Below are 22766 nucleotides of genomic sequence, written 5' to 3' on the forward strand. Positions count from 1 at the left end.
GAAAACCATGAATGCTCTAGACCGACTATCGCCAGTCGAGGCGCGCAAAATGATCAGAAGTGGCGATTGGGTAAAACCAACGAGCGGACTTGCGAACGGGTACACACAGGGAAATTTAGTCGTGCTGCCGAAAGAACTGGCGTTTGAGTTTTTATTGTTTTGCCAGCGGAATCCAAAGCCATGCCCGGTGCTCGACGTAACCGAACCCGGTTCTGCTGTTCCTGCACTCGTTGCACCTAACGCTGATTTACGAGTGGACATTCCGAAGTATCGTATTTATCGGCGAGGCGAACTGGTTGAGGAAAAAACGGACATCACAGAGCTTTGGAACAAAGAGATGGTTGGTTTTTTGTTAGGTTGCAGCTTTACGTTTGAGCATGCTTTGATGAATAACGGTATCCCTGTTCGACATATTGACCGCGGCTGCAACGTGCCGATGTTTAAAACAAACATCGAATGTGTGAAAGCTGGTCGTTTTGAAGGTCCGATGGTCGTAAGCATGCGTCCAATTCCTGAAGAAGATGTGGTAAGGGCGGTTCAGGTCACAAGCCGCTTCCCCTCTGTTCACGGTGCGCCTGTCCATATCGGAAATCCGGAGAAAATTGGAATTTTTGATTTGTATCAGCCTGATTTTGGTGATCCCGTTCAGATTCACGAAGGCGAAGTTCCTGTATTTTGGGCTTGCGGCGTCACTCCTCAAGCTGTTGCGATGCACGTGAAACCTGAGATCATGATCACCCATGCACCCGGGCATATGTTCATAACAGACGTCAGGGATGAGAAGTATGGAGTTTTATAATGAAGGAAAGGGTGTCTCTTGTTGGGGGCATCCTTTTTTTAGGTGTATTTTCATAGACTTCTCCTTATTTCGGATGCACAATCGTATTTAACAGACCTCCGACAATAATCATCATCGCAGACAGGTAAAACCACAGCATTAAAACAACGATACCGGCGAGTTGTCCATAAAGTACGGAATAGTTGCTTCCACTTACATAAGATGCGAAACTAAGCGAAACGAGCTGCCAGCTTATCGTGGTAAACAACGCACCGGGCAAAACCTCACTGAATTTCAACTTAATACTTGGTGCGAAAGAATACAACACGATAAAAAAGGCTAATAGAAACAGGCTGCCTATTCCCCATTGCAGCACTACCCATAACTTTTGAAACGCGCCATTCGAAAAAACACCTTCTAGATAAACCCTTAGCACTTTTTCAAATAAAGGCACAATGACTGAGAATACGATTACAATCATAAAACCTATCGTCAATACAAGACTTTCTGCAATTTGTCGTAAACTGCTCGTTTCACTTCTCACTTCATACGCATCATTCAGAATACGTTTCATGGATTGAAACCCCTTCGATGAAATCCATATGGTCACGATTAAACCGAGGGATAACAGATGTCCTTCCTGCTTCATTACCGTGTACGATAATGTCTTTTCCATCATCTCATACGTACTTTCAGGGGCATACGGCTGAATGAGCCTTAATATGTTCTCTTCCTTTATAGGCAGATACGTCAGCAGCGAATAGATCACCAAAAGAAACGGAAAGACGGACATGAGAAAGTAATACGCCATCTGTGCCGATAGATCGTTCACTCTCATGCTGAAGTACCGATCACTTAATTCGTTTAGGACGTGAATGATGTTCATGGCTTAACACCTCGCATCTAAAAAGAACCTGTAAACAGGCTATCTTTACTAGAATACGTGTGCAGATTACCAATTAGAGCAATTATTTTATTTAAAAAGAGTACCTCTATAAAAGTAACGGGTTCTCTTTTGAGGGAGAAAACGAGAAAAAATAAGCCAAATCGCATAGTAATTAGCATCATAAATCGCAACGAAATTAGTTGTGGTTCTTTTTTGATATATAAGGATTTTGGTGAAAACACACCACATTTATTACCTTAATCATCACCCTAATTAGCATAGTTTTTAGCAAGATGACAATAGCTATTGTCACGCGACGATTTGATATGTTAATTCGCTTGTCAATTAACCTGCCATTCTTAACGAAAAAGAATAAAAAAAACGATAAAATCGAATATATTATAAGGTTAAAAATAAGGAGTTTCTTATTCAATAAAAGGGCTGGTTAATTTAATGAACCGTTTTTAGAAACTTTAATAACGTATGTAACGTCTTTTTGATTAAGGGGGAATATTATGAAAAAGTTATATATTTTATTAGCTGTACTTAGTTTTGCGTTACTGGGTTGTTCTCAAGAACCAACTACTGAAATTGAATTAGAATTGAATAAAAATCAATCAAATGAAATTGAAGAAGTAGTAAATAATCACAATGACATTAAGAACTTAGAGGGTTTAGATAGATTTGTTAAGAATGTAGAAAATCAAAATGAAGCTAAAATTAATTATATTCAGTATGGGATAGAGGGACAAAAAGGTGTTAGGACATTGAAGTTTGATGGAGAAGAAATTAATGTTTCTCATAGTGTAAATGGTGATTTTATTGAGGAATATAATTGCCAAAAAATAAAAATTGAAACAGAAAAAGACATTAAAAAATATATTCTCAGCGAGTGTACAGGAAATTATAATGGTGACTTCGAGTTGTTATCAATCCAAAATAAATGACCTATCGGGTACATTAATTGAATAAGGGTATAAGAAAACGACCAGACGAAAATCTGGTCGTTTTTAATGTCATTTACCTATCCAATGATAGTGCTATTTCCCCTGCTAAAAGGCTTGCGAATTATGATTTTCTCCTCCAAAAGAGAACCCCTTATATAAAAGAGACACTCCTTTTTAATCCTCTATTCTCCAATTCCCTTTGCTGCAGCTTTTACTAAAGCCACTGTCTGATCGACTGTGTTTTTCCGGAATTCTTTAAATTCATCTGTAATGTAAACAGATTTATCTTCTGGATAGTATTCTTGAGCTGCGATATGAAGGTGACCGCCCGGAATGTCATATGCTTTGAGCCCTATGCGTACACGATTGGATCGGTATTGACTCTCATTAGAAAGATAACTTCCACCCCCGCCTTGTCTTGCCTTTGATTCTGGAGTTGGACCGTTTTCATGACAAACATATGGATCGTCATAGTTTGGCGGGAGCCACTCACAAACTTTATCATTCCTAAATACTGGCCATGGACCTGTTTCAGCGTCAATCATCGCTTCAACCGGAAGTGTCGTCTCAATAAATTCCGGGAGTGCCTCTGGCATCGGCCAATGAGAAACAGGCGGAATGACTTCTGATCGATTCTCCAGTTTGTTGTCAGCGCCCGTATGCCAGCGGCCAGCAAACCCTTCAATTGCCATTTTGCGAGGTCCGCCCTGACTGATTGTCATTATTAAGTCCACTCTATCTTTGCCTTTTTTTAGATATGGTCCAAACGTATCTTCTACAATCCCCTCTTCAAAGTCATCCCATCGAACAGGGAAATTAGCAGCTTGGATCATTGCTGGCCCATCATCTGTCCACACCCACTGTCCATCAAGCTGCAAACCGCTTGCCCCTGAAGGATTCGTGCGTCTAAATTCTTGTTCCAGACGATATGGATCAAATCCACTTACAAGAATTCGTTTAACTCGTTTCCCCTTTGGAAATTCAATCGAAGTTATTCCTCTTGATGTATATTCTAGCTTCTTCATTAGCTGTTCTCTTTCTTCCTCCGTCACCTCAAAATCAGGTTCCCACTGGCGAAGAGCACTTGTCATATGCAATCTTGCCCAATACAGTGGACGGTCATCATATGTATCGAGATCACCCAAGTCGGGTCTTTTTCCTTGCGCACGATCGACAGCCGTTTTCCAAAGTGATGTCCCATGTTGTTTCATCACCTTTTCAGCTTTTTCAGCATTCTGCGCTGAACACAGGTCCCGCTTGAATTTCCCAACGTACTGCGTAAATTCGCTATCCTCTAAAATTTGTTGAGGAATCGGAAAACCTTCCTCAATCCTTTGTTCTTCAGGTGATAGTGGGATGCTAGTGTTATAACAGTGTTGCTTACCCTGGGCTTGTACCACTGATTCTTTTTCAGAAAACATAATTATAAAAAGAAAAACAGCGGAGAAAACGGTAAAATATCTTATTTCTTTTTTCATAATAGACCTCCTCTTTTGTTTGGTACGAGACGAAAGATTCAGTTCTATTGTAAAATAAGAAAAATTTTAATTGAATAGTATGAATTGTTCAAATAATATTTAAATTGTATAGTAAAATAGGATTTCAAAACAGTTATCAGGACTTTAGGGGTATAAAAAAGACAAGAATGTCATCATTCTTGCCTTTTTACTTTTTACTTTCATTTTTAAATGGAGTTCCCTATTTTTCGAACCGCTATCCCGGACTCCTCAAGCGTTTGCCTAATTTTCTTTGCAAACGATAAGGCATGCGCTCCATCCCCATGAATACAAACGGTATCTGCTGTGATCGCGACATCCACGTCTTGCTGCGTCATCACTTTTCCCTCTTTTACCATGCGAACGACTTGTCTCACCGCTTTATCATCGTCTGTAATCATGCAGTTTGGCAATCTGCGGGAAGTCAATGTGCAATCCTGTTGATACGTTCGATCGGCAAAAACCTCTGATGCCGTGCGTAGTCCAGCTCTCTCTCCAGCCTTCACCAATTCGCCGCCAGCGAGTCCAAATAAAATCAGCTCGGGGTTCACTTTATATACCGCTTCTGCAATCGCCTCAGACAACTCTTGATTAACAGCAGCCATGTTGTAGAGTGCTCCATGTGGTTTCACATGCTGAATCCTACCGCCTTCTGCTTGAACAAAAGCCCAAAGCGAACCGATCTGATAGACGACCATCTCATATGCTTCTTGAGGGGTAATATCCATGTTGCGTCGCCCAAATCCTGCGAGGTCAGGCAATCCTGGATGCACACCGATTCCAACACCATGCTCAAGCGCCAATTTTACCGTTTTTTGCATGGTTGCCGGATCACCCGCATGAAAACCACACGCAATGTTAGCAGAGGTTACGTACTTTAGAATCTCTTCATCCGTCCCAAGCCGGTAAGCCCCGAAACTCTCACCCATATCGCAGTTAATATCAATGACACTCATGCAATGACCTCCTTCATTTTAAACACGTGTTTAATTTATCCCAACTGTACGACAAGTTTGATCTATTGTAAAATGATTAGTAAGACAAGAAAAGGAGGTGAAAAATGTGGAAAAAGTGTTGAATGAAATTTTAGCGCAACTAGGCAGCCTTAACTCAAAATTCAGCAGTTTGGAAACTGGACAGAATGAGTTAAACAATAAAGTACATTCTATTGAAACTGGACAGATCGAGCTAAACAATAAAGTACATTCAATCGAAACAAGACAGAATGAGTTAAACAATAAAGTACATTCAATTGAAACTGGACAGAACGAGTTAAACAATAAAGTACATTCAATCGAAACTGGACAGAACGAGTTAAACAATAAAGTACATTCAATTGAAACTGGACAGATCGAGTTAACCAATAAAGTTCATTCACTCGAAACTGGACAGATTGAGTTAAACAATAAAGTACATTCAATCGAAACTGGACAGAACGAGTTAAACAATAAAGTACATTCAATCGAAACTGGACAGAACGAATTAAAGAGTTCAATGGAATCTAATTTTAAAGAAATTCGGGATATTGTTACTCGCATTGAGATTAACCAGAACGACGATGTCATTGCCTTATTAAAAACATTTAATAAAAATACCAATGCAAAAACAGAAGCTTTAAATAAAAGGCTGTTTCAAGTGGAATCCAAGCTAGAAGCCTCCAATTAAAGCACCTCTTTTTAAAAACATCAAACGTAACTACCTCAATAAACTTCATACATTCTCAAAACCTAAATCATTAGGAAGCCCCTTGAGAACCAAGGGGCTATTTTATTTTCTTTATCATTCGAGCGATGTTCTCTGCTGTTTTTTCCACATTTTCTCGTCCATTAAGAAGTGCCTCTTCCAACGAAATCGCTCCGTTCACCACACTGAATACCGCATCAATACCATGCTCGAATACGGTATTATAATCTCCGCCAATGCTGCCTGCAATTGCTACAACAGGAACATCTCCCGCAATTAATTTTGCTCGTTTTGCTACTCCAACGGGTGCTTTTCCGTGAACCGTCTGTGCGTCCATCCGTCCTTCACCTGTAATCACAAGGTCTGCGCCAGCCACTTTTTCATCAAAACCGATCACATCCAGCACGAGATGAATTCCGCTCTGTAAGTTTCCATCTAAAAATGCCACGACTCCAGCACCGAGCCCTCCTGCTGCACCTGCACCTGGAAGCTCATCCACCGCCACACCAAGGTCTCGCTCTACTACTTCAGCGTACGTTTTTAAACAACTGTTTAAAAATCCGACCATTTCAGGAGTAGCGCCTTTTTGCGGACCAAATACCGCAGATGCACCAAGTGGACCTGTTAACGGATTTGTTACATCACACGCCACATCTACGTGTACAGACTTTAAGCGTTCATCCATTCCGGATACATCGATCGACACCAACTCGCTCAAAGCTCCTCCGCCAGGCCGTAGCTCCTCACCATTTAGATCCAAAAACTTTACACCGAGTGCCTGAGCCATCCCTGCTCCGCCATCGTTCGTCGCCGATCCGCCAAGCCCCAGCACAATCCGCTCCACTCTATGCTCAAGCGCATGTAAGATCAATTCACCCGTCCCACGAGTGGTCGTCACCAAAGGATTGCGCATCTCTATCGGAACGAGGTGCAAACCAGAAGCTGCAGCCATCTCAATCACCGCTGTCTTTCCGTCACCTGTTAATCCGTAAAAAGCTTCCACGGGATTGCCGAGCGGGCCCGTTACATGAACCTTTACAATCTCACCACTGGTCGCATCAACGACAGACTGAACCGTTCCTTCACCACCATCACCAACGGGAACCTGCACATACTGAGCATGCGGCAAAACTTTCCGAAATCCTGCTTCAATCGCCACACAAACTTCAGCTGCCGACATGCTTTCTTTAAACGAATCAGGAGCGATGACAATCTTCAATTTGTTCACCCTCTTTTTTAAAAATTCACATAAATTTACCGATAAACATGATAAGCTTAATGAATAAGATTCTTTGGATTTTGGAAAAGATATAACGTTTCGAACGCGAATCATCTATTATAGAAAGTATAGTATTCTTTTAAGGACGTGAACAATGAAAAAACATATCCCGAACTTATTAACCTTAGGAAATCTTTATTGTGGCTTTCTATCAATTGCATACGTCATGCAAGGCGATATCCGAAACGCGACCATCCTTATTTTTATCGCGATTATGCTGGATGCCTTAGACGGCAGAGCAGCAAGGATATTAGGCGTTTCAAATGCTATTGGGAAGGAATTAGATTCTCTTGCAGATGTCGTTTCATTCGGAGTGGCTCCCGCGTTTCTTGTAGCCCATACCTATTTTGCGCATCTTGATATGTGGGGAGTCATCGTTGCCGGTCTGTTCCCGCTATTCGGTGCGTATCGACTCGCGCGCTTCAATATTACATCTTCAGAAGAATCGATGAAATACTTTAGAGGAATTCCGATTACATTAGCTGGTGGTATCGTGGCTTTCTTGATTCTTTTTTCAAAAAGCATCCCGTTATGGATATTCGTTCTTCTCTATTATGGACTGGCACTCTTGATGGTCAGCACGAAAAAAATCCCGAGCTTCAAAGACATTCCACTGCCAAGATACGGGACGCTTGTAACGTTGTTCTTATTTTATATGTTTTATCTTGTTGCCAAAAATCAGTTTGCAAGTGTACCCATCTTCTTTTACGTTGCACTCGGTCTATACATTTTGTTCATTGTAGGCAGATTCATTAAAGTAAAAGAAATCAGAATACGAAGAAGACCGCGACGCCCTCGTCGGATAAGGAAGAAAAAATAAACCCGTTAGATGCGGGTTTTTTTATTTTCATCAATCATCTTTTTACCCCTCCTTTCATATAATGAGTTAATACAAGAAATGTGGTTGAACCATTACCGAAAGAAATGGACAAATCATGTTTTGAAAGGAGAGATCGTATGAGCGATTATCCGAACATGAGGGAGTTTTACCAAAAAGGGCTCATTCTTATCGGAGAGAATGATCGAGCAGCTCTTTTAAACAAATCTCAGGAAAATGCATCGCTTGAAGGATCCACACACTGGCTCATTGCGATGGAAGGAAGCGAAAAGCAACCCGACATCTTTCATTGGAAGGTTTTCATCTATCCTTCTGAAACAAATAGAGTGAACTGTTATAAAACGCCGTATTATGCCTCTCCACATTTTTCATCCATTCACGACGCCATCAACTTTTCAAACGAACTGAGCCAAAAAGCACGAGAAGATCAACTAAATACCCTCGAATAGAAATAAAAGATAGATAACGAGATTTACCCTCGCTTTTCTTTTTACCCTCGTATGTGAAATAGTGTACATAAGCCTTACTGAAAATCATAGAACACCCGCAATGAAGTGGATTATAAACCAGTTCATTTTTTTATTATGTTTTTTTCCATTTTTTATCTATAATGAAGTTAGATTTTACCAAATAAGAAAAGAGGACTAATATGAACGAAGCTTTAAAGGAACCCGTTTTATTTGAAGAAGAACACAAAGTTGTACAAAAAAATACTGCCTATTACGATGTTAAATGGGGATATGTTGAGGATCCTGCACGTAATAACACGTGGAACTGGGTAGCTTTTTTCTTCTTTTCATTCTGGTTGGCCTATCGAAAAATGTATAAACCCTTTATTATGATAGGCACTTTGCACATTTTTTGGATGATTCCTTTTTTTCTAGTAGATTTCCCGCTATGGTTTTATTTTCTTTTTTATATGACCGTTGCTTCAGTAGTCGGACGAAACGGCAATCGTTGGTATTATAATTATGTTTCCAATGTTCAAAAACAGGCCAAAACCATTTCCGTTCCTAAACAGGTAGCATTCTACAAAACAAAAGGCGGTGCAGACATTGGAATGATGCTCGGTCTCAACGCACTTTTTCACTTCCTTGTTTTTATCGCATTTGCCTTTTTATCTTCTTTACCCACTGAAACAAATGTGAAAGATGTTGTTCGTTTAAGTGGTGAAGGGACTGCATTAGAAAGCTCAACAGATAAACCAATATGGAAGTATGTTCGAAAAGAAAGCCGCTATCATGTAGTTGAATTCTCTGGCTTTGATTATCGCAGCAGTGAAGGTGTAAGAATTGTTTTCCATGTATACCATGATAAATATACGTTTGATTGGAAAGAAATTTACATCGATGGTAAGAAATCAAATGAGAAGAAAGCTAAAGAATATCAACGGCGAATTGAGAAAATCAAATAAGTCAACTTTATAGAGCTGTGTTGGCAGCTCTATTTCTATAATACCTAAAAAAATAACAGGCTACTATAGCGTGTTATCTTATCATGGCATTTTAAAGTAAAAGATATTTGAATGGTCTATTCATCATTCGTTCTTAACCACCTTGATTGTGAATGACCTCTTTCTTTTCGTTTAATAATCTTACTTTGTAATAATCCCCAATTTTGAAATAATATCGTCCACGAATTCCTTGTATCATTGGTACTTCTTCATAGGCTGCTTCACCTCTATACCGAAGAAGCAATTCGGCATGCTCAGCTTTTGGGTTACGGATTTCTCCATAATTCACAATAAAGTTGACCACTTCTTTCCCTTTGTTATCTGTTTTATTTAACCGTTCAGACACCATCATTAAATCATCATTTTCATAATGCATCCATCTTGATTGGTCATGTATCCATCCTTCTTTATTAGAACCAGATAGAAAGGATAGTCCGATTGTTTTCAAGTTTTTTGGCAGCTCTTCATGACCCCGTTCTGGAGTGAACTCATATAGCACAACCGTGTATCCATCGACTTCTTCTTTGTGAAGGATCTTGTCGACTTGTTTAACGTTGTCATATACAGCTTCTTGCCATGTGTCATGGGTACCAAAACGGCACCCAGTCATTAGCGTCATAAAAACAAACAGAAAAATAAACATTTCTTTTTTCACTTGTTTACCCCCTCCAACCAAATCCATCTTCCTAGTTCAAAATTTATTGGCATATGTTGGATACGACCCTGCCATTCTGATCTACAACAACAAACTTTTTAAAATTAGAAGCTAACCTTACAATAGTTAAACTTGGATAAATGCCAATAAATCTATAAATTTCTCTTTCATATACAATTTCAATACTCATATAAGTTGTTACTCCTTTTAAGTTCTGAACAGCACTCAAATAAATTTCTCTTTTACTATGTAACATGTTCTTGATAAGTTTCTTTGGTTTCTGACAATTGTTATTTTGATTATGAAATCCATTTTGAGATTGTTTTATCAGCCATTTTTCTGCTTCTCCCAAAGCATAAAAGATTTTTCTACTTCATCGGTATTAAACCCAATTCGAGTTCTATTATATGGAGAACCACCACCTATTTGATAAACTTTAATCTTTTTAGGAGGGATATGTTTTTCAGACGTTTCTTCAGTATAACCTTCAGAAGGACATTTTGAGATTTCAACGTATAAGACACCACCATACATACTAAATTGAAACATCCTTATTCCATAATCCCTGCTACGTTTGTTCATTAAGTTCCATAAAAGCGTTAATCCTTCTTGGATCAACGCACCCGATTGTTGAATAATTTATTACAGGAATGCTGTATATTTTGCTAGAATTAGAAACTGCCTGATCCAACCAAGCCTAAAACCATCTAATCCCTCCAATTAAGTTTTATGAACCAGAAGAAGTGCTGCTTGAACCGAAACCTGAACCTGTTTTTGTACCACTAGATGAAGATGAGGTTGTAACGTTTGTGCTTGGCTTAGGTGCTGGTTTAACTGTTGATGGTGCAGATATCAGTTTAGTTAATGGAACTTTACCTGTTGGCTTTGTTTTTGCTACATTTGCTACAAGGAAAATCCACCACGGAAACGAGCTTTCATTAGCGTAATAGTTTGATGTTAAGGTAGTTTCTCCATTTTCATAAATGTCATCTAAAAAGGCAATCAGCTCTTCTTCTTGGTACTCTAGATTGTTTACCTCCATGTAATCTTCCATAGCTTCTAAATCCATACCTGGATATTGAGATTGTAAATGGTCTAATTCAACATCATCTTCTACCTCTACTTCTTCATCAGTATAAACCGAAGTGTTTATTTCATCATCAGAAAAAGTCGGTTCCTCTTGCACTACTATTTCTTCCTTCGTACCACAAGCACTTAATGCAACGGCTGCAGATAAAATACCGCCTATTAATTTTTTTGTTTTTGACATATTTATTACCCCTTTTTATCTTATATTTAGCATTACATTTACCCTATCCTTCACTTCTCTTGTGTCTTTCTAATGAGGTTAGCTATATATAATAGGACACCAAAGGTCGCTCCACCAAGTAGGATTAACCCAAAATTACTTAATGTTAAAACTAATGCGTACGCAATACTCATCCCATTAAGATAAGATCTCAGATAACTATATTTCCAATTATTTCAAATATACCATCATTATACAATCTCAAATTCCATGTTCTGGCCCTAATTCATAAAAAAAAGGGCACATTTCTTATTAAAGAAATGCACCCGATCATTGAAGATAAAGGCTAACTAACAACGATCCATATATTAATAAAATGGTAAGGATAATATGAATCTTAAATCTTGTACAAATCAATATATCAATTAGCGCATATGTTAAACCACATAATCCCCCTAATGGTGCTAATTCCCAATTACTTTCGTCAGCTAAATCTAGTATTAAACCACCTATTAAACCAAAAAATCCATTAAATAAAATATATAATACGGGAATTTTTTTCTTATCAGCTTTTTTAATAAACTTCTCTATAATAATGGATATTAAACTACCATATACAAGTATTATAGCGCCTGCATAAATAGTAATAAATGGAAGTATAAATAAGAAGAAGAAATCTTTACTTCTAATAAAAGATACAAGCAGTATTCCAGCTGAAAAAATGAAACTAGTTAGAATAGAAACCAATAATTTCCGACCAATAAGTTCTTTCACTTGTTGCTCCTTTCGATATAAGAAAATCCTGTTTAAATTTAACATATATTAATATACCATCTAGGCTCAGCCATTCAATTTAAATAGTTTTTCTATAACCGTCACCTTCATCCCAATTATAATAAATGCTCAATCTACCATCGTATGAAAAGCATATAATGATAAGATATTCTAGAGATGTGTCTTCCCATAAACTTTCTAATTAGTCTTATTTAACAATCTGCCTTTATTCTAAAAAAAGAGCGTATTTCTTATTACAGAAACGTACCCGATTGCGGAGTAAACAGTAAAGTCCTAATTGTTCCACCAGTTAGGATATAAACGCCACCATTCTTCTGCTTCTTCCAAAGCATAAAAGATTTTTCTAGCTACTTCATCGGTATTAAATTCATTGAATTCAAAAGTATTACCTAAATCTTCACCAATTCGAGTTCTATTATATGGAGAACCACCACCTATTTGATAAACTTTCATCTTATTAGGAGGGATATGTTTTCCAGACGTTTCTTCAGTATAACCGTCAGAAGAACATTTTGAGATTTCAACGTATAAGACACCACCATACATACTAAATTGAAACATCAATAAATCCGTTTGGTTATCCAATTTCCTATAAAAGTGAGGGAATGAACCTTTAAATCCTCGTTCTCTTAAGGATGGAATAACAATTTGTTTCAAGGATTTTATCATTAAATCTCGTTCAACAGACAAAGATAACTCCCCCAACTTTATTTTCATATGAACACGTTTAAAATAATAGTAGACAATCCTTATTCCACAATCCCTGCTACGTTTGTTCAATAAGTTCCATAAAAAGTTCCATAAAAAAGGCGTTAATCCTTCTTGGATCAACGCACCCGATTGTTGAAGATCATTGCTGATATTGTATTAAACAATAAAAATTAAGAGTGTTACTGACACTTATCTACCTACATATTGAATTTTATTCCAATCCACACTTTTATCCATTTCGTATGTCTTTGAGGACTTCTTATAATTAACTAGTAATTTTTTGTTGTTAATCCATTTGATTTGGAATTCCTTGTCTGAAACAAATGTGTTTCCTGATTTGTTTGGCAACTTCTCATCTGCATCAATAAGTGATAATTGATACGATATCCCTGTTGTGGCACCGCAATCTCGTTGGAATATAAAAGCCACTTTATCTCCATTCGGTGACGCTAATTTTTGTGCAATCTCGTTTCCACACATATCATCAAATAGTTTATTAAGTAAATAACTTCCCGATAATAAAAAAATACCAATTAGAACTATTGCAGCCATCAAAACAGTTTTTAATCTGAAAAACCATTTATTTTTCATTATTTTAACCCTTCCTCATAATACAGCTAACGTATATCTTTAATATCAAATTATCTTCTTAATTTATTTACTTTTCGCTTGTTCTACAATCCTGCTCGTTTGTTAATAAGTTCCATAAGAAAAAGCGTTAATCCTTCTTAGATCAACGCATCCTTTTATGGAGTATGATTTAAATGCCGCGTACAGTTATATAAAGAACAATCCCATTTGTTTTCTATATTACTTAAGTATTATCAATATAAGTCCGCTGGAATCTATGAGGAAGTAATTTTTGTAAAGTTAATCCTATAAAAGCACCGTGGCTCACTATCAATATTCGTTTACCTTTATATGTACAAACTATATCTTTTAAAAAATCTATTCCTCTGTTAGATACGTCTTCAAAGTTTTCCATTCCAAGTTTCAAATTACGCCATTCACTACCCCACTGTTTTACTCTTTGTTCTTCCGTAGTGCCTTCAATCTCCCCGCAATTTATTTCTCTTACCCTTTCATCAGTATGAATAATGGGTAAGCCTATTTTACTTCCAATAATTTTCGCAGTTTCAAAAGCCCTAGATAAGTCACTCGTAATAATCATATTCCACTCTTCTTCAAGTGAAAGCCTCTCTCCAATGTTTGCAGCTTGTTTTCTGCCCATCTCATTTAAAGGTATATCACTTATACCTTGAGCCTTACCTAAGGAGTTCCATTCAGTTATTCCGTGCCGAATTAGTCCTATTGTAGTCATTTCTCCCACCCTTTTCTTAATACCTAGTTCTTCAGCTACCCTGCTCGTTGAATAACAAAGTATTTGGTAAACTGACTTTGAATTTTTATTAAACATCCCCGATTGTTGAAGATTACTCTTTGCAGCTTTTACATAATGTTAAATGCCTTTTACCTCTATTTCTTTCTTTTGCTCTATAGCTTCGTGACATAACTTTAATAATCTTAAACATACCTTTCGTACACGATTGTGTTCCCAATCATACTCATCGTTATATTTTTTATATAACTCATCACAAATAGTTAATAACTTATTAACCTCATCAATTTTGAAGGTGCGAGAATAAGTATACTTATCAAAATCAAGTAACAAGCTATAATCATACTCCGAATTTCTTTCGTTTCTACAAAGGTATTCAAAAATTTTTTCTTCAAAATCGACACCTCTTTGTTGCTTCCATGTTAAATATAATACTAGGCATAATTTTCTCTCTCTTCTTTTTTTGATAAAAGTACTTCTATAAAAAAATGCACTTCTCCTTCTTGAAGAAATGCACCCATTTATCTGATTGACCTTCTATTAGCTGGTATTGTTGAATATGAAGGTATAAAAAAAGAACCCTTAAGAGAGAGTTCCTAAAAAAACGAATCAACCTAAATCGATATATAATTAATCATGAAGTGTCACTTCTTATTAAAGCACTAATTTGACTCGTGGCACAAAACTTCGCCTTTTCCACAAAAAAGAGTTCTGCAAAAGTAAAAAAAAGCACGGCATGTGCCAACTTTTTCATCGTTATTTAAACAGTTGTTTAATTTTTTATTAGTTTTGGACCACCACATCTGATTTATGTACCAAAATAACTCGATGTACATATCGTTCATCCACTTTTTGAATCTCAAGATATTCTGATGTATAAACGTGAAGCACCTTATGTAATTTATTTTGATACCAAACGATATTTCCTCTTTCAATAGTCATACTCTCACCCTAGTTGTTCGTTTCTATGGTTAATTATACCTAAAAAATAGAACGCGAAAAATTGGGAAACATGAAGGATTTAAGAGGTTTCATTTCATGAATTTGATACTTGTTTCCTCTCACAGTTAAAGTTGCTGTATATTAAGAGAAGTAAATAGCTTAACCTGTATTCATTACTTATTTATAAAAAAAACAAGCATAAAAGGCAGGGTGAAAAATGAATCTAGGAGAAAGGATTCGTTATTTCCGAAGAGTCAAAAACTTATCCCAGCAGGAATTAGCAGCAGGGATCTGTTCAATACCTTACTTGAGTAAAATTGAAAATGGAGTCACTGAACCTTCTAAGGAAATACAGCAGCATTTAGCAGCACGTTTGGATATCAAGTTAGATTCCAAAAATGAAAATGAAATAATTCATGATTATGTCAATCTATTCTTTTCTCTTTATCAGAGAGACCACAAAACTGCTAAGCAAAAGTTTCATAGTTTAACAGACTCCCCCTCTCAATCTGTCGATGAAGATATAGTGCACAAGATATTTAAAAGTATTTATATTATGATGACAACAGAAGAAGTGCCAGGAGTTTATACTTTGTTAAATGAAGTCGCCTATATAGAAAATGTAATACAAGGGCAAAAGGCATTTTATTACTGGCTTGCTAGAGGGCAGCTTAGCTACCTTGCAAATGAGTACGTGGATGCATTTAACTACTTATTAAAGGCTGAAAAACAATTAGAGGAAAATCATTTTCAAGAATGGGAAAAAGGTTATTTGCTGTATATGATCGGCCTGTCTGCCAATCAGCTTTATAAAAATATTGTTGCTTTAGAATACACCAAAGAAGCTCTGGTAATATTTGAGAAAAGCTACTTTTTTAAGAGATGTGCCGATTGTCGAATTATACTTGCTATTGTTCATCTTCGGATTAAAAATTTCGATGAATCTACTAAACAATTGTTGCTTGCGGAAACTATTGCAAAAAGCTTTGATGATGGTGCGTTACAAGGAATCATCTATCATAACTTAGGGGGTATCGCCACCCATAAAGGTGAAACTGATAAAGCCATCCAACTCTTTTGTCGAAGCCTGGAAGTAAAAGAAAAAGAGCCTCTATTCGCAAAAATAATGACGATCTATGCACTAGTAAAAGAATATCAAAAAAGCAACCGACGCGAACAAGGGTTGAAACTCATAGAAGTCTGGCTAGAACAGCTCCAAGGAAACCCACTGTATCGTGAATACGAACTTCATTTTCTCTATCACAAACAATTATTCACTTACGGTAAACATAACGAAACAACGATTCATTTTATGGAAAAAGAACTAATTCCTTACTTTGAACATAGAAACGAGTGGATACACTTAGCCACTTATTATCCAATAATTGCAAAATATTATGAAAACAACCATAAATATAAGCAGGCCAGTATATATTACTCAGCTGCTCTTGAAGCTATGAGGAAAATGCATGAATTAGGCGTTACATATATTTAAGTGCTTACGGGGCACGATAGGATGGTCATGTCGATATATGTCGTTTTTTTGATAAATGGAAATTAACGTGGATATATAGTTGATTAACGTGGTTAAATCAAAAATAACGTGGGTATATCATGGCTTAACGTGGATATATGGGCGATAGACTAACTTTTGGGATGATGAGAGCTCCTTTTAATAAAGTCGGAAGATGGTTGTTAGCCATCTTCCACCTTTTTACTACCTACCCCAAACGAAACACAATTCCATGGCCGCCTTTTGGGTATTCCCACTTAATGTTTTGATGCGGGCAGCCGATTCGGCAGCTTCCGCATTCGTGGCAGCCTTCGTAACCGACGTGCATTCGGATCTCTTCCCATTTATACACTTCTGCCGGACAGAAGATCGTACAGATTTTGTCCGGGCAGTGGTTCAAGCAAACGTCAGCATCCATGACGGTGAGGTGTGATTTCGTGTCGGCGTTAAAACGAACGAGATACTGTTTTTCTTCGATCGTCTGACATTTTTTTTCGCTCATTTACTTCATCACCTTCCAAGCCCGGTATGCGTCACGAGCTAATTTGAGTTTCTCTCCTGCTGTTCCCACGTCTTTCCAAATCTTCTTCTGTTTTTCCCATTTGGACGAACCGTCTACCGTAAACATCTGGCTCGCCGCTTTGTTCATCATCGGAATGTATTTATCAAAGTACTGCGGGAATTTATCGAAGTGATGCGTCGAATCCTTATATTTCTTCATGTCTTGACCGACAAAGCTGCTCATCAATCGCGAGCGGTAATGATTGAGTGTATGTTCCGAATAGTCTTCACGTTCTTTTGCAAGCAGCACCGTTTCAGCTGCTAACTGGCCGGAAGTCATCGCAAGGTTCGATCCTTCCCGGTGGATGGCGTTCACAAGCTGAGCGGCATCCCCAACAACAAGTACACCGTTCCCCGCCACTTTCGGCATGGAGTGATAGCCGCCTTCCGGAATCATGTGCGCCAAATATTCGACCGGTTCTCCTCCTGCAATAAAAGGACGGATCATTGGATGGTTCTTCACATACTCGAGCAGTTCGTATGGTTTTATCTTATGTTTGATCAGCCCAGATAGAAGTGAACCGACCCCGATACTTAACGTGTCTTTATTCGTATATAAAAATCCGGTTCCTAGGATTCCTTTTGTCGCGTCCCCAAACAGCTCTATCGTCGTTCCTTGGTTTTCCTCCAGGTTAAAGCGGTCCTCAATCGTCTTTTTATCTAGTTTTATAATTTCCATTGTGGCAAGTGCCACTTCGTCTGGCCGGAACTCTTTATGAAAGCCGAGTGATTTGGCTAAAAGAGAGTTTACGCCATCCGCCAGCACCACAACATCCGCGTAAAGATCCCCATCTGGCCGGTCGGTCCTTACCCCGACCACTTTCCCGTTTTCCACAATACATTCTAAAACGACTGTCTCATTAACAAGCAGCGCCCCTTGTTCCACCGCTTTTCCGGCAAACCACTGATCAAACTTCGCACGCAAAACGGTAAAATTGTTATAAGGCTCTTGTCCCCACTCCATCCCTTTATAGCCAAAGGTGACGGCCGATTCTTTATCGAGCATCATAAATCGCTGTTCAACGACAGGGCGCTCAAGAGGTGCTTCCTTCCAAAACTCGGGAATCACATCCTCCATCATTTTGCGGTACAAAACCCCACCCATGACATTTTTCGAACCTGGATATTCCCCACGTTCCAACAGCAGGACCTTCACACCCGCTTTTGCGAGTTCGTACGCACACGAAATGCCAGCAGGACCTGCGCCGACGACGATACAATCAAATTTTTCAGACATGGTCGACCACCTCACGATTAAACGCTTGTTTAAATTGTTCAATTAAAAGGGGTACTATTTCAAAGGCATCGCCTACAATTCCATAATGACTGGATTGAAAAATAGGAGCATTCGGATCGTTGTTAATGGCAATAATGAGACCTGAATTCTGCATGCCGACAATGTGCTGAATCGCGCCAGAAATACCGATCGCAAAGTAGATTTTCGGCGTTACTGTAACACCCGTCTGGCCGACTTGATGATGGTGTCCGACCCAACCTGCTTCTACTACATCCCGGCTCGCTCCAACCGCACCGCCAAGTGTTTCGGCTAGCTGATGAACGAGCTGAAACCCTTTTTGATTGCCGAGTCCTTTTCCGCCTGCAACAATAATATCTGCTTCGTCGATCCTAATCTTTTTCGTTGTATGTTGAACAATCTTCAGCACTTTCGTCCGAATATCTTCTTCTTTTATAGAGGCTGTTTCTTCTACCAGCCTGCCTGTTCGGCCTGGTTCTGGGGTAAGTGCTTTCATGACTTTGGGTCTCACCGTCGCCATCTGCGGCCGGTATTTTTTACAAAGAATCGTTGCCATGATGTTCCCGCCAAACGCCGGACGACTCGCAAGCAATAAGCCTGTATCTTCTTCAATGTCCAAAATGGTAGAATCCGCCGTGAGTCCCGTCGGAAGGTCCGTTGCAACCGCACTCGCCAAGTCTTTACCCGTCGAAGTCGCCCCATACAAAATCACTTCCGGCTTGTATTTTTGGCAGCATTCCAAGAGTGCTTTCATGTACGACTCTGTCCGGTAATCTTTGAAAATCGGGTCATCATATACGTAGACCGTATCCGCCCCATACTCATAGAGCGTGTTCGCCAAGTGCTTCACGTTTTCTCCGATCAGTACGCCCGCAAGCTCTGAGTCCCGTTTATCTGCGAGCTGCTTACCCGCTCCGAGCAATTCGAGTGAAACGGGCACAATTTCGCCATCCTTGACTTCGATAAAAACCCAAATGCCTTGATAGTCTTCAAAATTCAACTGTTGTCCCCTCCCTTCACCGTAAAAAGTTCTTTCTTTTCAAGCAAAACGTTAAGCAGCTTTTCTGCCTGTTCACCTGGATCCCCCTCAAGCATCGTCCCTCCGCTCGGTTTTGTCGGTGCCCAAACTTTAGAAACAATCGTCGGGGAGCCCTTCAGCCCTAGCTGAACCCGATCAATACCCTCAAGATCTGCGACCGCCCAAATAATCGGCTGATACCGAGCAGCCTTCAGCATGTTCGTCATGGAGGAATACGGCACGTCATTGATCTCTTTTTCTACCGACATTAAACATGGCATTGTAGACTGGATGACTTCATACCCGTCCTCGAGTTTCCGGTGCACGACCGCATACCCTTCTTGTTGATTGATTTCTTCCACCTTGTTTACCGAAGTAAGGGGTGGCATATCTAAACGGCGCGCGATGCCTGGACCAACTTGTCCGGTGTCACCATCAATGGTCATTTTCCCACAGATGATCAGATCAACAGGCTTTATTTTCGAGATCTTCTCGATCGCTTTTGTAAGCGCGTAGCTTGTCGCTAGCGTATCTGCTCCCGCAAAAGCACGATCCGAAATCATATACCCCTCGTCCGCTCCGATTTCAATGCATTTCCTAATTGCTTTTACAGCAGGCGGCGGTCCCATCGTCAAGACCGAAACCGTCCCTCCATACCGTTTCTTCAATCGCACTGCTTCTTCCACCGCATGTGCATCATATGGATTTAAAATGGCCGGTGCACTCGCCCGATCCATCGTATTCGTCTTCGGATTCATTTTGATAATCTTCGTATCCGGCACCTGCTTAATACAAGCCACAATATGAAGCATCCAATCCCTCCTAATCTCCAGCATCCTTTTTCCAGCCATTAGTATGATGATTACTACTACTATATGGAGGGCTTATCCGATACATGACGGTTTTTATAAGGGATCTAGAAATTTTTTATCACTAGAATATCTAATTTAGGAAATAGCACTTAGGATTTTTGAAAAGATTTACGAGTTTTAGAGATGTGTAGATTGCAGAATTTTAGAGGGTATTATTAATCAAAGGATTGAAAACTGGGACTACTCGTTAAGACAATACGAGCTTGCAAAAACCTAAAAGGCAACCCAAATGGAACATAAGCTTTTTGTTTAAAAATTATCAGCCTTAACTCCTTTATTTTAGCAATTCAAAAACCGACAGTAGTTGAGACGATTCGCCAGACCCGATCCAAAACATAAAAAAAAGAGCGACTTCGCTCTTTTTTTAGATTGGTTTATCCTTTGAATATTTACTACTAATAAACGTAAAGCGTTTTTCCTTTGATTTATTCTTCATAGTTTCCATGGGAAACTCACTGTTTTTAGGCAATGACTTGAACTTTACTTTTTCTTTTTCATACGCCCTTTCGATGCCCACTAGAATAAAGTTGCTGGATATTATCGTTAAAGTAAAGAAAATGATTGGAACAAGCGGTATCCAAGGATGCCCCATTATAGATTGATAATACAACCCCAGTAGTCCTGTCCATTCATGAGTTACGGAATCTACATCTCCTTGAAAAAAGACAATGGTACCACCAAAAAAAACGTTAAGTACTCCTAAGTGAACAAGAATAACAAGTACTTGTACAAATTGCTGCATGAATAAGATCATTACAACTGGAATCATATGAACCGAAACGTGTTTTCGTAAAATGTGTTTCTTACTCCCTCCTAATATACGAGAGGCAGTGACATATTCTTCACTTAATATTAATCGAATTTCATTACTCATATAAAAGGCTAAGGTAGGAACAGCTAAAAGGGTTAAAATGATAATCTCAAATGCTACCCTCTGATAAAACGGATCTGGGACAGTTCCATTTGCGAAAACGAGCACATTCATTAAAAGGAAATAAGCAATCATTGTCATAGGAACAACTGTAAAGCTATCAAAAAAAGATTCAATAAATTTAAATAATTTGTGCGGCATTCTACCTATTAATATTCCAATGAAAAGACCACTTATGATACGTAACAATGTAATTAATACAGAAGCCCCAATCGTCCATTTAGCCCCTTCTATGATTAAGTGAAGCAAATCGTACCCTTTCCGATCCGTTCCAAAGGGAAATTCTAATGAAGGAGCAAATGGCGGAGCCTGAACTTGTGCTCCTTCATCAAATAGTAGAGAAACACGCCTAATCTCACCATCATACAAGAATGTATTACCAATACTTAAGATGAGCAAGAGGATTAAGAACAGCAAACTTAGCATTGCCTTTTTTTCTTGTTTAAAATGAGACCACATTAGACTACCTCTTTTATTAATTTTGGCGTCACCATTTTAAAGATCTGTAGATAAATAAAGATGGGAAGATAAATAAGCAACAGAGAAACCGTAAATACCTCTATCGTGTTATAGTCTTTTACAAATATGAGAATGCCTATAGAATTGAAAAAATATTCTATAATGTATAAATTAGACAGCATGAACCAAATGCTTGTCTTTGTGAAAAAGAATAAACTAAGCAATACATTCCTAAGAACGTGGTTATAGAAAAGTTTAAATTTACCTAATCCTTTAGATTTGGCAAGTAATATGTAGTTCTTTTCAAATTCTGTTTGGAATCGAAGTAATAATAATTTAATGAACATAATTGTGGTAGGAATGCTTAAAGCCAGAATAGGCAACGCTCTCACCTTCTCATCACCCGCTGCTGCAATGTTTACAAACAAGATATTCGTTTTTTTATATAGCCACACAATAAAAAATTGCATACTAACAATTAGCAAGATATCTGGTATTGATTCGAGGAATAAGAAAATACTTTTAAAAGTATTTAAGGTTCTTTCTTTAACGCCCATTAAAAAATAGACAATGATAATGGCTAACAAAATAGAAAAGAAAAAAGATAAAATAAATACAATAAATGTTTCTTGGTAACGGATTAAAATTTCTGGAAAAAGCAATCGATTTCCATAAGAATAGGTTAGTTTAGATGGCTCCGATAGGTTAATTAAAAGCTCTTTAATCGTTATGAAATATTGAGAAAAATTTAACTTTAGTCCATTGAACAAGCCGGGCAGTGCACCTAGACAAATAATTCCTAATATAGCGATTGTAAATTGACTTACTATACCCAAAGATGTTGCTAAAACATTTTTCACCATAGGCATTCTCCTTATAAATAAGACTCAGTTAATAATCAGTGGAATCTGTAGGATTCTCTGCATTAACTAATTAAATTTTTCTAACTTGAGTAGAAAAACAGCACCAAGTTCTCTTGTAATGTTGCTGCAAATAAATGGTATCATATTCAATAATAGTTTAAAATTGGAAAATGCATTTTTTTCATAATATCCTATGAACTCAACATCACCAAAAGAAAGTTAACCTTTAGTTAGAAATAGGAT

26 protein-coding genes are annotated in these 22766 nt (G+C 38.2%); 7 read left to right on the forward strand and 19 right to left on the reverse strand.

Annotation, left to right across the window (positions count from 1 at the left end; translation table 11 throughout):
• Window positions 1–7: 7 nt before the first annotated feature.
• Window positions 8–799, forward strand: coding sequence for a putative hydro-lyase (locus tag KUV80_RS10740; protein WP_222462703.1), 792 nt, complete (start codon window positions 8–10; stop codon window positions 797–799).
• Window positions 800–863: 64 nt separating this feature from the next.
• On the opposite strand, the gene KUV80_RS10745 is transcribed toward KUV80_RS10740, so the two are convergent.
• A complete protein-coding gene (locus KUV80_RS10745; RefSeq protein ID WP_222462704.1) occupies window positions 864–1664 on the reverse strand; it encodes a YihY/virulence factor BrkB family protein in 801 nt (266 codons plus the stop codon).
• 515 nt (window positions 1665–2179) lie between these two features.
• Here KUV80_RS10745 and KUV80_RS10750 point away from each other — a divergent pair.
• Window positions 2180–2611, forward strand: coding sequence for a DUF4362 domain-containing protein (locus KUV80_RS10750; protein ID WP_222462705.1), 432 nt, complete (start codon window positions 2180–2182; stop codon window positions 2609–2611).
• 182 nt (window positions 2612–2793) lie between these two features.
• Here KUV80_RS10750 and KUV80_RS10755 read toward each other — a convergent pair whose 3' ends face one another.
• A complete protein-coding gene (locus KUV80_RS10755) occupies window positions 2794–4089 on the reverse strand; it encodes a hypothetical protein (protein WP_222462706.1) in 1296 nt (431 codons plus the stop codon).
• Window positions 4090–4295: 206 nt separating this feature from the next.
• A complete protein-coding gene (locus KUV80_RS10760) occupies window positions 4296–5063 on the reverse strand; it encodes a LamB/YcsF family protein (RefSeq protein ID WP_222462707.1) in 768 nt (255 codons plus the stop codon).
• Window positions 5064–5169: 106 nt separating this feature from the next.
• Here KUV80_RS10760 and KUV80_RS10765 point away from each other — a divergent pair, with 106 nt between their 5' ends.
• Entirely contained in the window at window positions 5170–5772 is a 603-nt protein-coding gene (locus KUV80_RS10765) for a hypothetical protein (RefSeq protein WP_222462708.1), read from the forward strand.
• 97 nt (window positions 5773–5869) lie between these two features.
• On the opposite strand, the gene KUV80_RS10770 is transcribed toward KUV80_RS10765, so the two are convergent.
• On the reverse strand, window positions 5870–7009 hold the full coding sequence (locus KUV80_RS10770) for a glycerate kinase (RefSeq protein ID WP_222462709.1): 1140 nt from the start codon (window positions 7007–7009) through the stop codon (window positions 5870–5872).
• Between the two features lie 154 nt (window positions 7010–7163).
• On the opposite strand from KUV80_RS10770, the gene pssA reads away from it, so the two are divergent.
• The 3 genes from pssA to KUV80_RS10785 all read left to right on the forward strand — a co-directional run bounded on the left by pssA (window position 7164) and on the right by KUV80_RS10785 (window position 9321).
• The gene (pssA, locus tag KUV80_RS10775) at window positions 7164–7889 is read left to right on the forward strand and encodes a CDP-diacylglycerol--serine O-phosphatidyltransferase (protein ID WP_222462710.1); all 726 of its coding nucleotides are present in this window, start codon (window positions 7164–7166) and stop codon (window positions 7887–7889) included.
• Window positions 7890–8026: 137 nt separating this feature from the next.
• Window positions 8027–8356, forward strand: coding sequence for a hypothetical protein (locus KUV80_RS10780; protein WP_222462711.1), 330 nt, complete (start codon window positions 8027–8029; stop codon window positions 8354–8356).
• A 200-nt stretch (window positions 8357–8556) separates the two neighbouring features.
• A complete protein-coding gene (locus KUV80_RS10785) occupies window positions 8557–9321 on the forward strand; it encodes a DUF2628 domain-containing protein (protein ID WP_222462712.1) in 765 nt (254 codons plus the stop codon).
• Window positions 9322–9454: 133 nt separating this feature from the next.
• Here the strand turns inward: KUV80_RS10785 and KUV80_RS10790 are convergent, their stop codons facing one another.
• The 9 genes from KUV80_RS10790 to KUV80_RS10830 form a co-directional block, all read right to left on the reverse strand.
• On the reverse strand, window positions 9455–10015 hold the full coding sequence (locus tag KUV80_RS10790) for a hypothetical protein (RefSeq protein WP_222462713.1): 561 nt from the start codon (window positions 10013–10015) through the stop codon (window positions 9455–9457).
• Window positions 10016–10342: 327 nt separating this feature from the next.
• Window positions 10343–10633 carry a hypothetical protein gene (locus tag KUV80_RS10795; RefSeq protein ID WP_222462714.1) on the reverse strand — a complete coding sequence of 97 codons (291 nt, stop codon included), beginning with the start codon at window positions 10631–10633 and terminating at the stop codon, window positions 10343–10345.
• 109 nt (window positions 10634–10742) lie between these two features.
• Complete coding sequence (locus KUV80_RS10800; protein ID WP_222462715.1) at window positions 10743–11285, reverse strand: hypothetical protein; 543 nt, start codon at window positions 11283–11285, stop codon at window positions 10743–10745.
• A gap of 309 nt (window positions 11286–11594) precedes the next feature.
• Window positions 11595–12038, reverse strand: a complete 444-nt coding sequence (locus KUV80_RS10805; RefSeq protein WP_222462716.1) for a hypothetical protein — start codon at window positions 12036–12038, stop codon at window positions 11595–11597.
• A gap of 294 nt (window positions 12039–12332) precedes the next feature.
• Window positions 12333–12749: a DUF4304 domain-containing protein gene (locus tag KUV80_RS10810; protein WP_222462717.1), complete on the reverse strand. Its 417-nt coding sequence runs from the start codon at window positions 12747–12749 to the stop codon at window positions 12333–12335.
• 210 nt (window positions 12750–12959) lie between these two features.
• Window positions 12960–13361 (reverse strand): DUF5412 family protein, encoded by a 402-nt coding sequence (locus KUV80_RS10815; RefSeq protein ID WP_222462718.1) that lies wholly within the window; start codon window positions 13359–13361, stop codon window positions 12960–12962.
• Between the two features lie 223 nt (window positions 13362–13584).
• Complete coding sequence (locus KUV80_RS10820) at window positions 13585–14091, reverse strand: histidine phosphatase family protein (RefSeq protein ID WP_338083486.1); 507 nt, start codon at window positions 14089–14091, stop codon at window positions 13585–13587.
• A 138-nt stretch (window positions 14092–14229) separates the two neighbouring features.
• Window positions 14230–14442 (reverse strand): hypothetical protein, encoded by a 213-nt coding sequence (locus KUV80_RS10825; protein ID WP_222462719.1) that lies wholly within the window; start codon window positions 14440–14442, stop codon window positions 14230–14232.
• A 450-nt stretch (window positions 14443–14892) separates the two neighbouring features.
• Window positions 14893–15051 carry a hypothetical protein gene (locus tag KUV80_RS10830; protein ID WP_222462720.1) on the reverse strand — a complete coding sequence of 53 codons (159 nt, stop codon included), beginning with the start codon at window positions 15049–15051 and terminating at the stop codon, window positions 14893–14895.
• Window positions 15052–15268: 217 nt separating this feature from the next.
• Here KUV80_RS10830 and KUV80_RS10835 point away from each other — a divergent pair, with 217 nt between their 5' ends.
• Window positions 15269–16546 (forward strand): helix-turn-helix transcriptional regulator, encoded by a 1278-nt coding sequence (locus KUV80_RS10835; protein ID WP_222462721.1) that lies wholly within the window; start codon window positions 15269–15271, stop codon window positions 16544–16546.
• A gap of 226 nt (window positions 16547–16772) precedes the next feature.
• On the opposite strand, the gene KUV80_RS10840 is transcribed toward KUV80_RS10835, so the two are convergent.
• The 6 genes from KUV80_RS10840 to KUV80_RS10865 form a co-directional block, all read right to left on the reverse strand.
• Window positions 16773–17066, reverse strand: a complete 294-nt coding sequence (locus KUV80_RS10840) for a ferredoxin family protein (protein ID WP_066293375.1) — start codon at window positions 17064–17066, stop codon at window positions 16773–16775.
• Entirely contained in the window at window positions 17067–18362 is a 1296-nt protein-coding gene (locus KUV80_RS10845) for an FAD-dependent oxidoreductase (RefSeq protein ID WP_222462722.1), read from the reverse strand.
• Window positions 18355–19380, reverse strand: coding sequence for an electron transfer flavoprotein subunit alpha/FixB family protein (locus tag KUV80_RS10850; RefSeq protein WP_222462723.1), 1026 nt, complete (start codon window positions 19378–19380; stop codon window positions 18355–18357). The genes KUV80_RS10845 and KUV80_RS10850 overlap by 8 nt, the downstream gene beginning before the upstream one ends.
• Window positions 19377–20210 (reverse strand): electron transfer flavoprotein subunit beta/FixA family protein, encoded by an 834-nt coding sequence (locus KUV80_RS10855; protein ID WP_222462724.1) that lies wholly within the window; start codon window positions 20208–20210, stop codon window positions 19377–19379. Before KUV80_RS10855 ends, KUV80_RS10850 begins: the two co-directional genes overlap by 4 nt.
• Window positions 20211–20634: 424 nt before the next feature.
• Window positions 20635–21660: an ABC transporter permease gene (locus KUV80_RS10860; RefSeq protein ID WP_222462725.1), complete on the reverse strand. Its 1026-nt coding sequence runs from the start codon at window positions 21658–21660 to the stop codon at window positions 20635–20637.
• Entirely contained in the window at window positions 21660–22523 is an 864-nt protein-coding gene (locus KUV80_RS10865) for an ABC transporter permease subunit (RefSeq protein ID WP_222462726.1), read from the reverse strand. Before KUV80_RS10865 ends, KUV80_RS10860 begins: the two co-directional genes overlap by 1 nt.
• Window positions 22524–22766 lie beyond the last annotated feature (243 nt).

This window comes from Fictibacillus nanhaiensis (assembly GCF_019801215.1).
GTDB classification, from domain to species: Bacteria; Bacillota; Bacilli; order Bacillales; family Fictibacillaceae; genus Fictibacillus; species Fictibacillus nanhaiensis_C.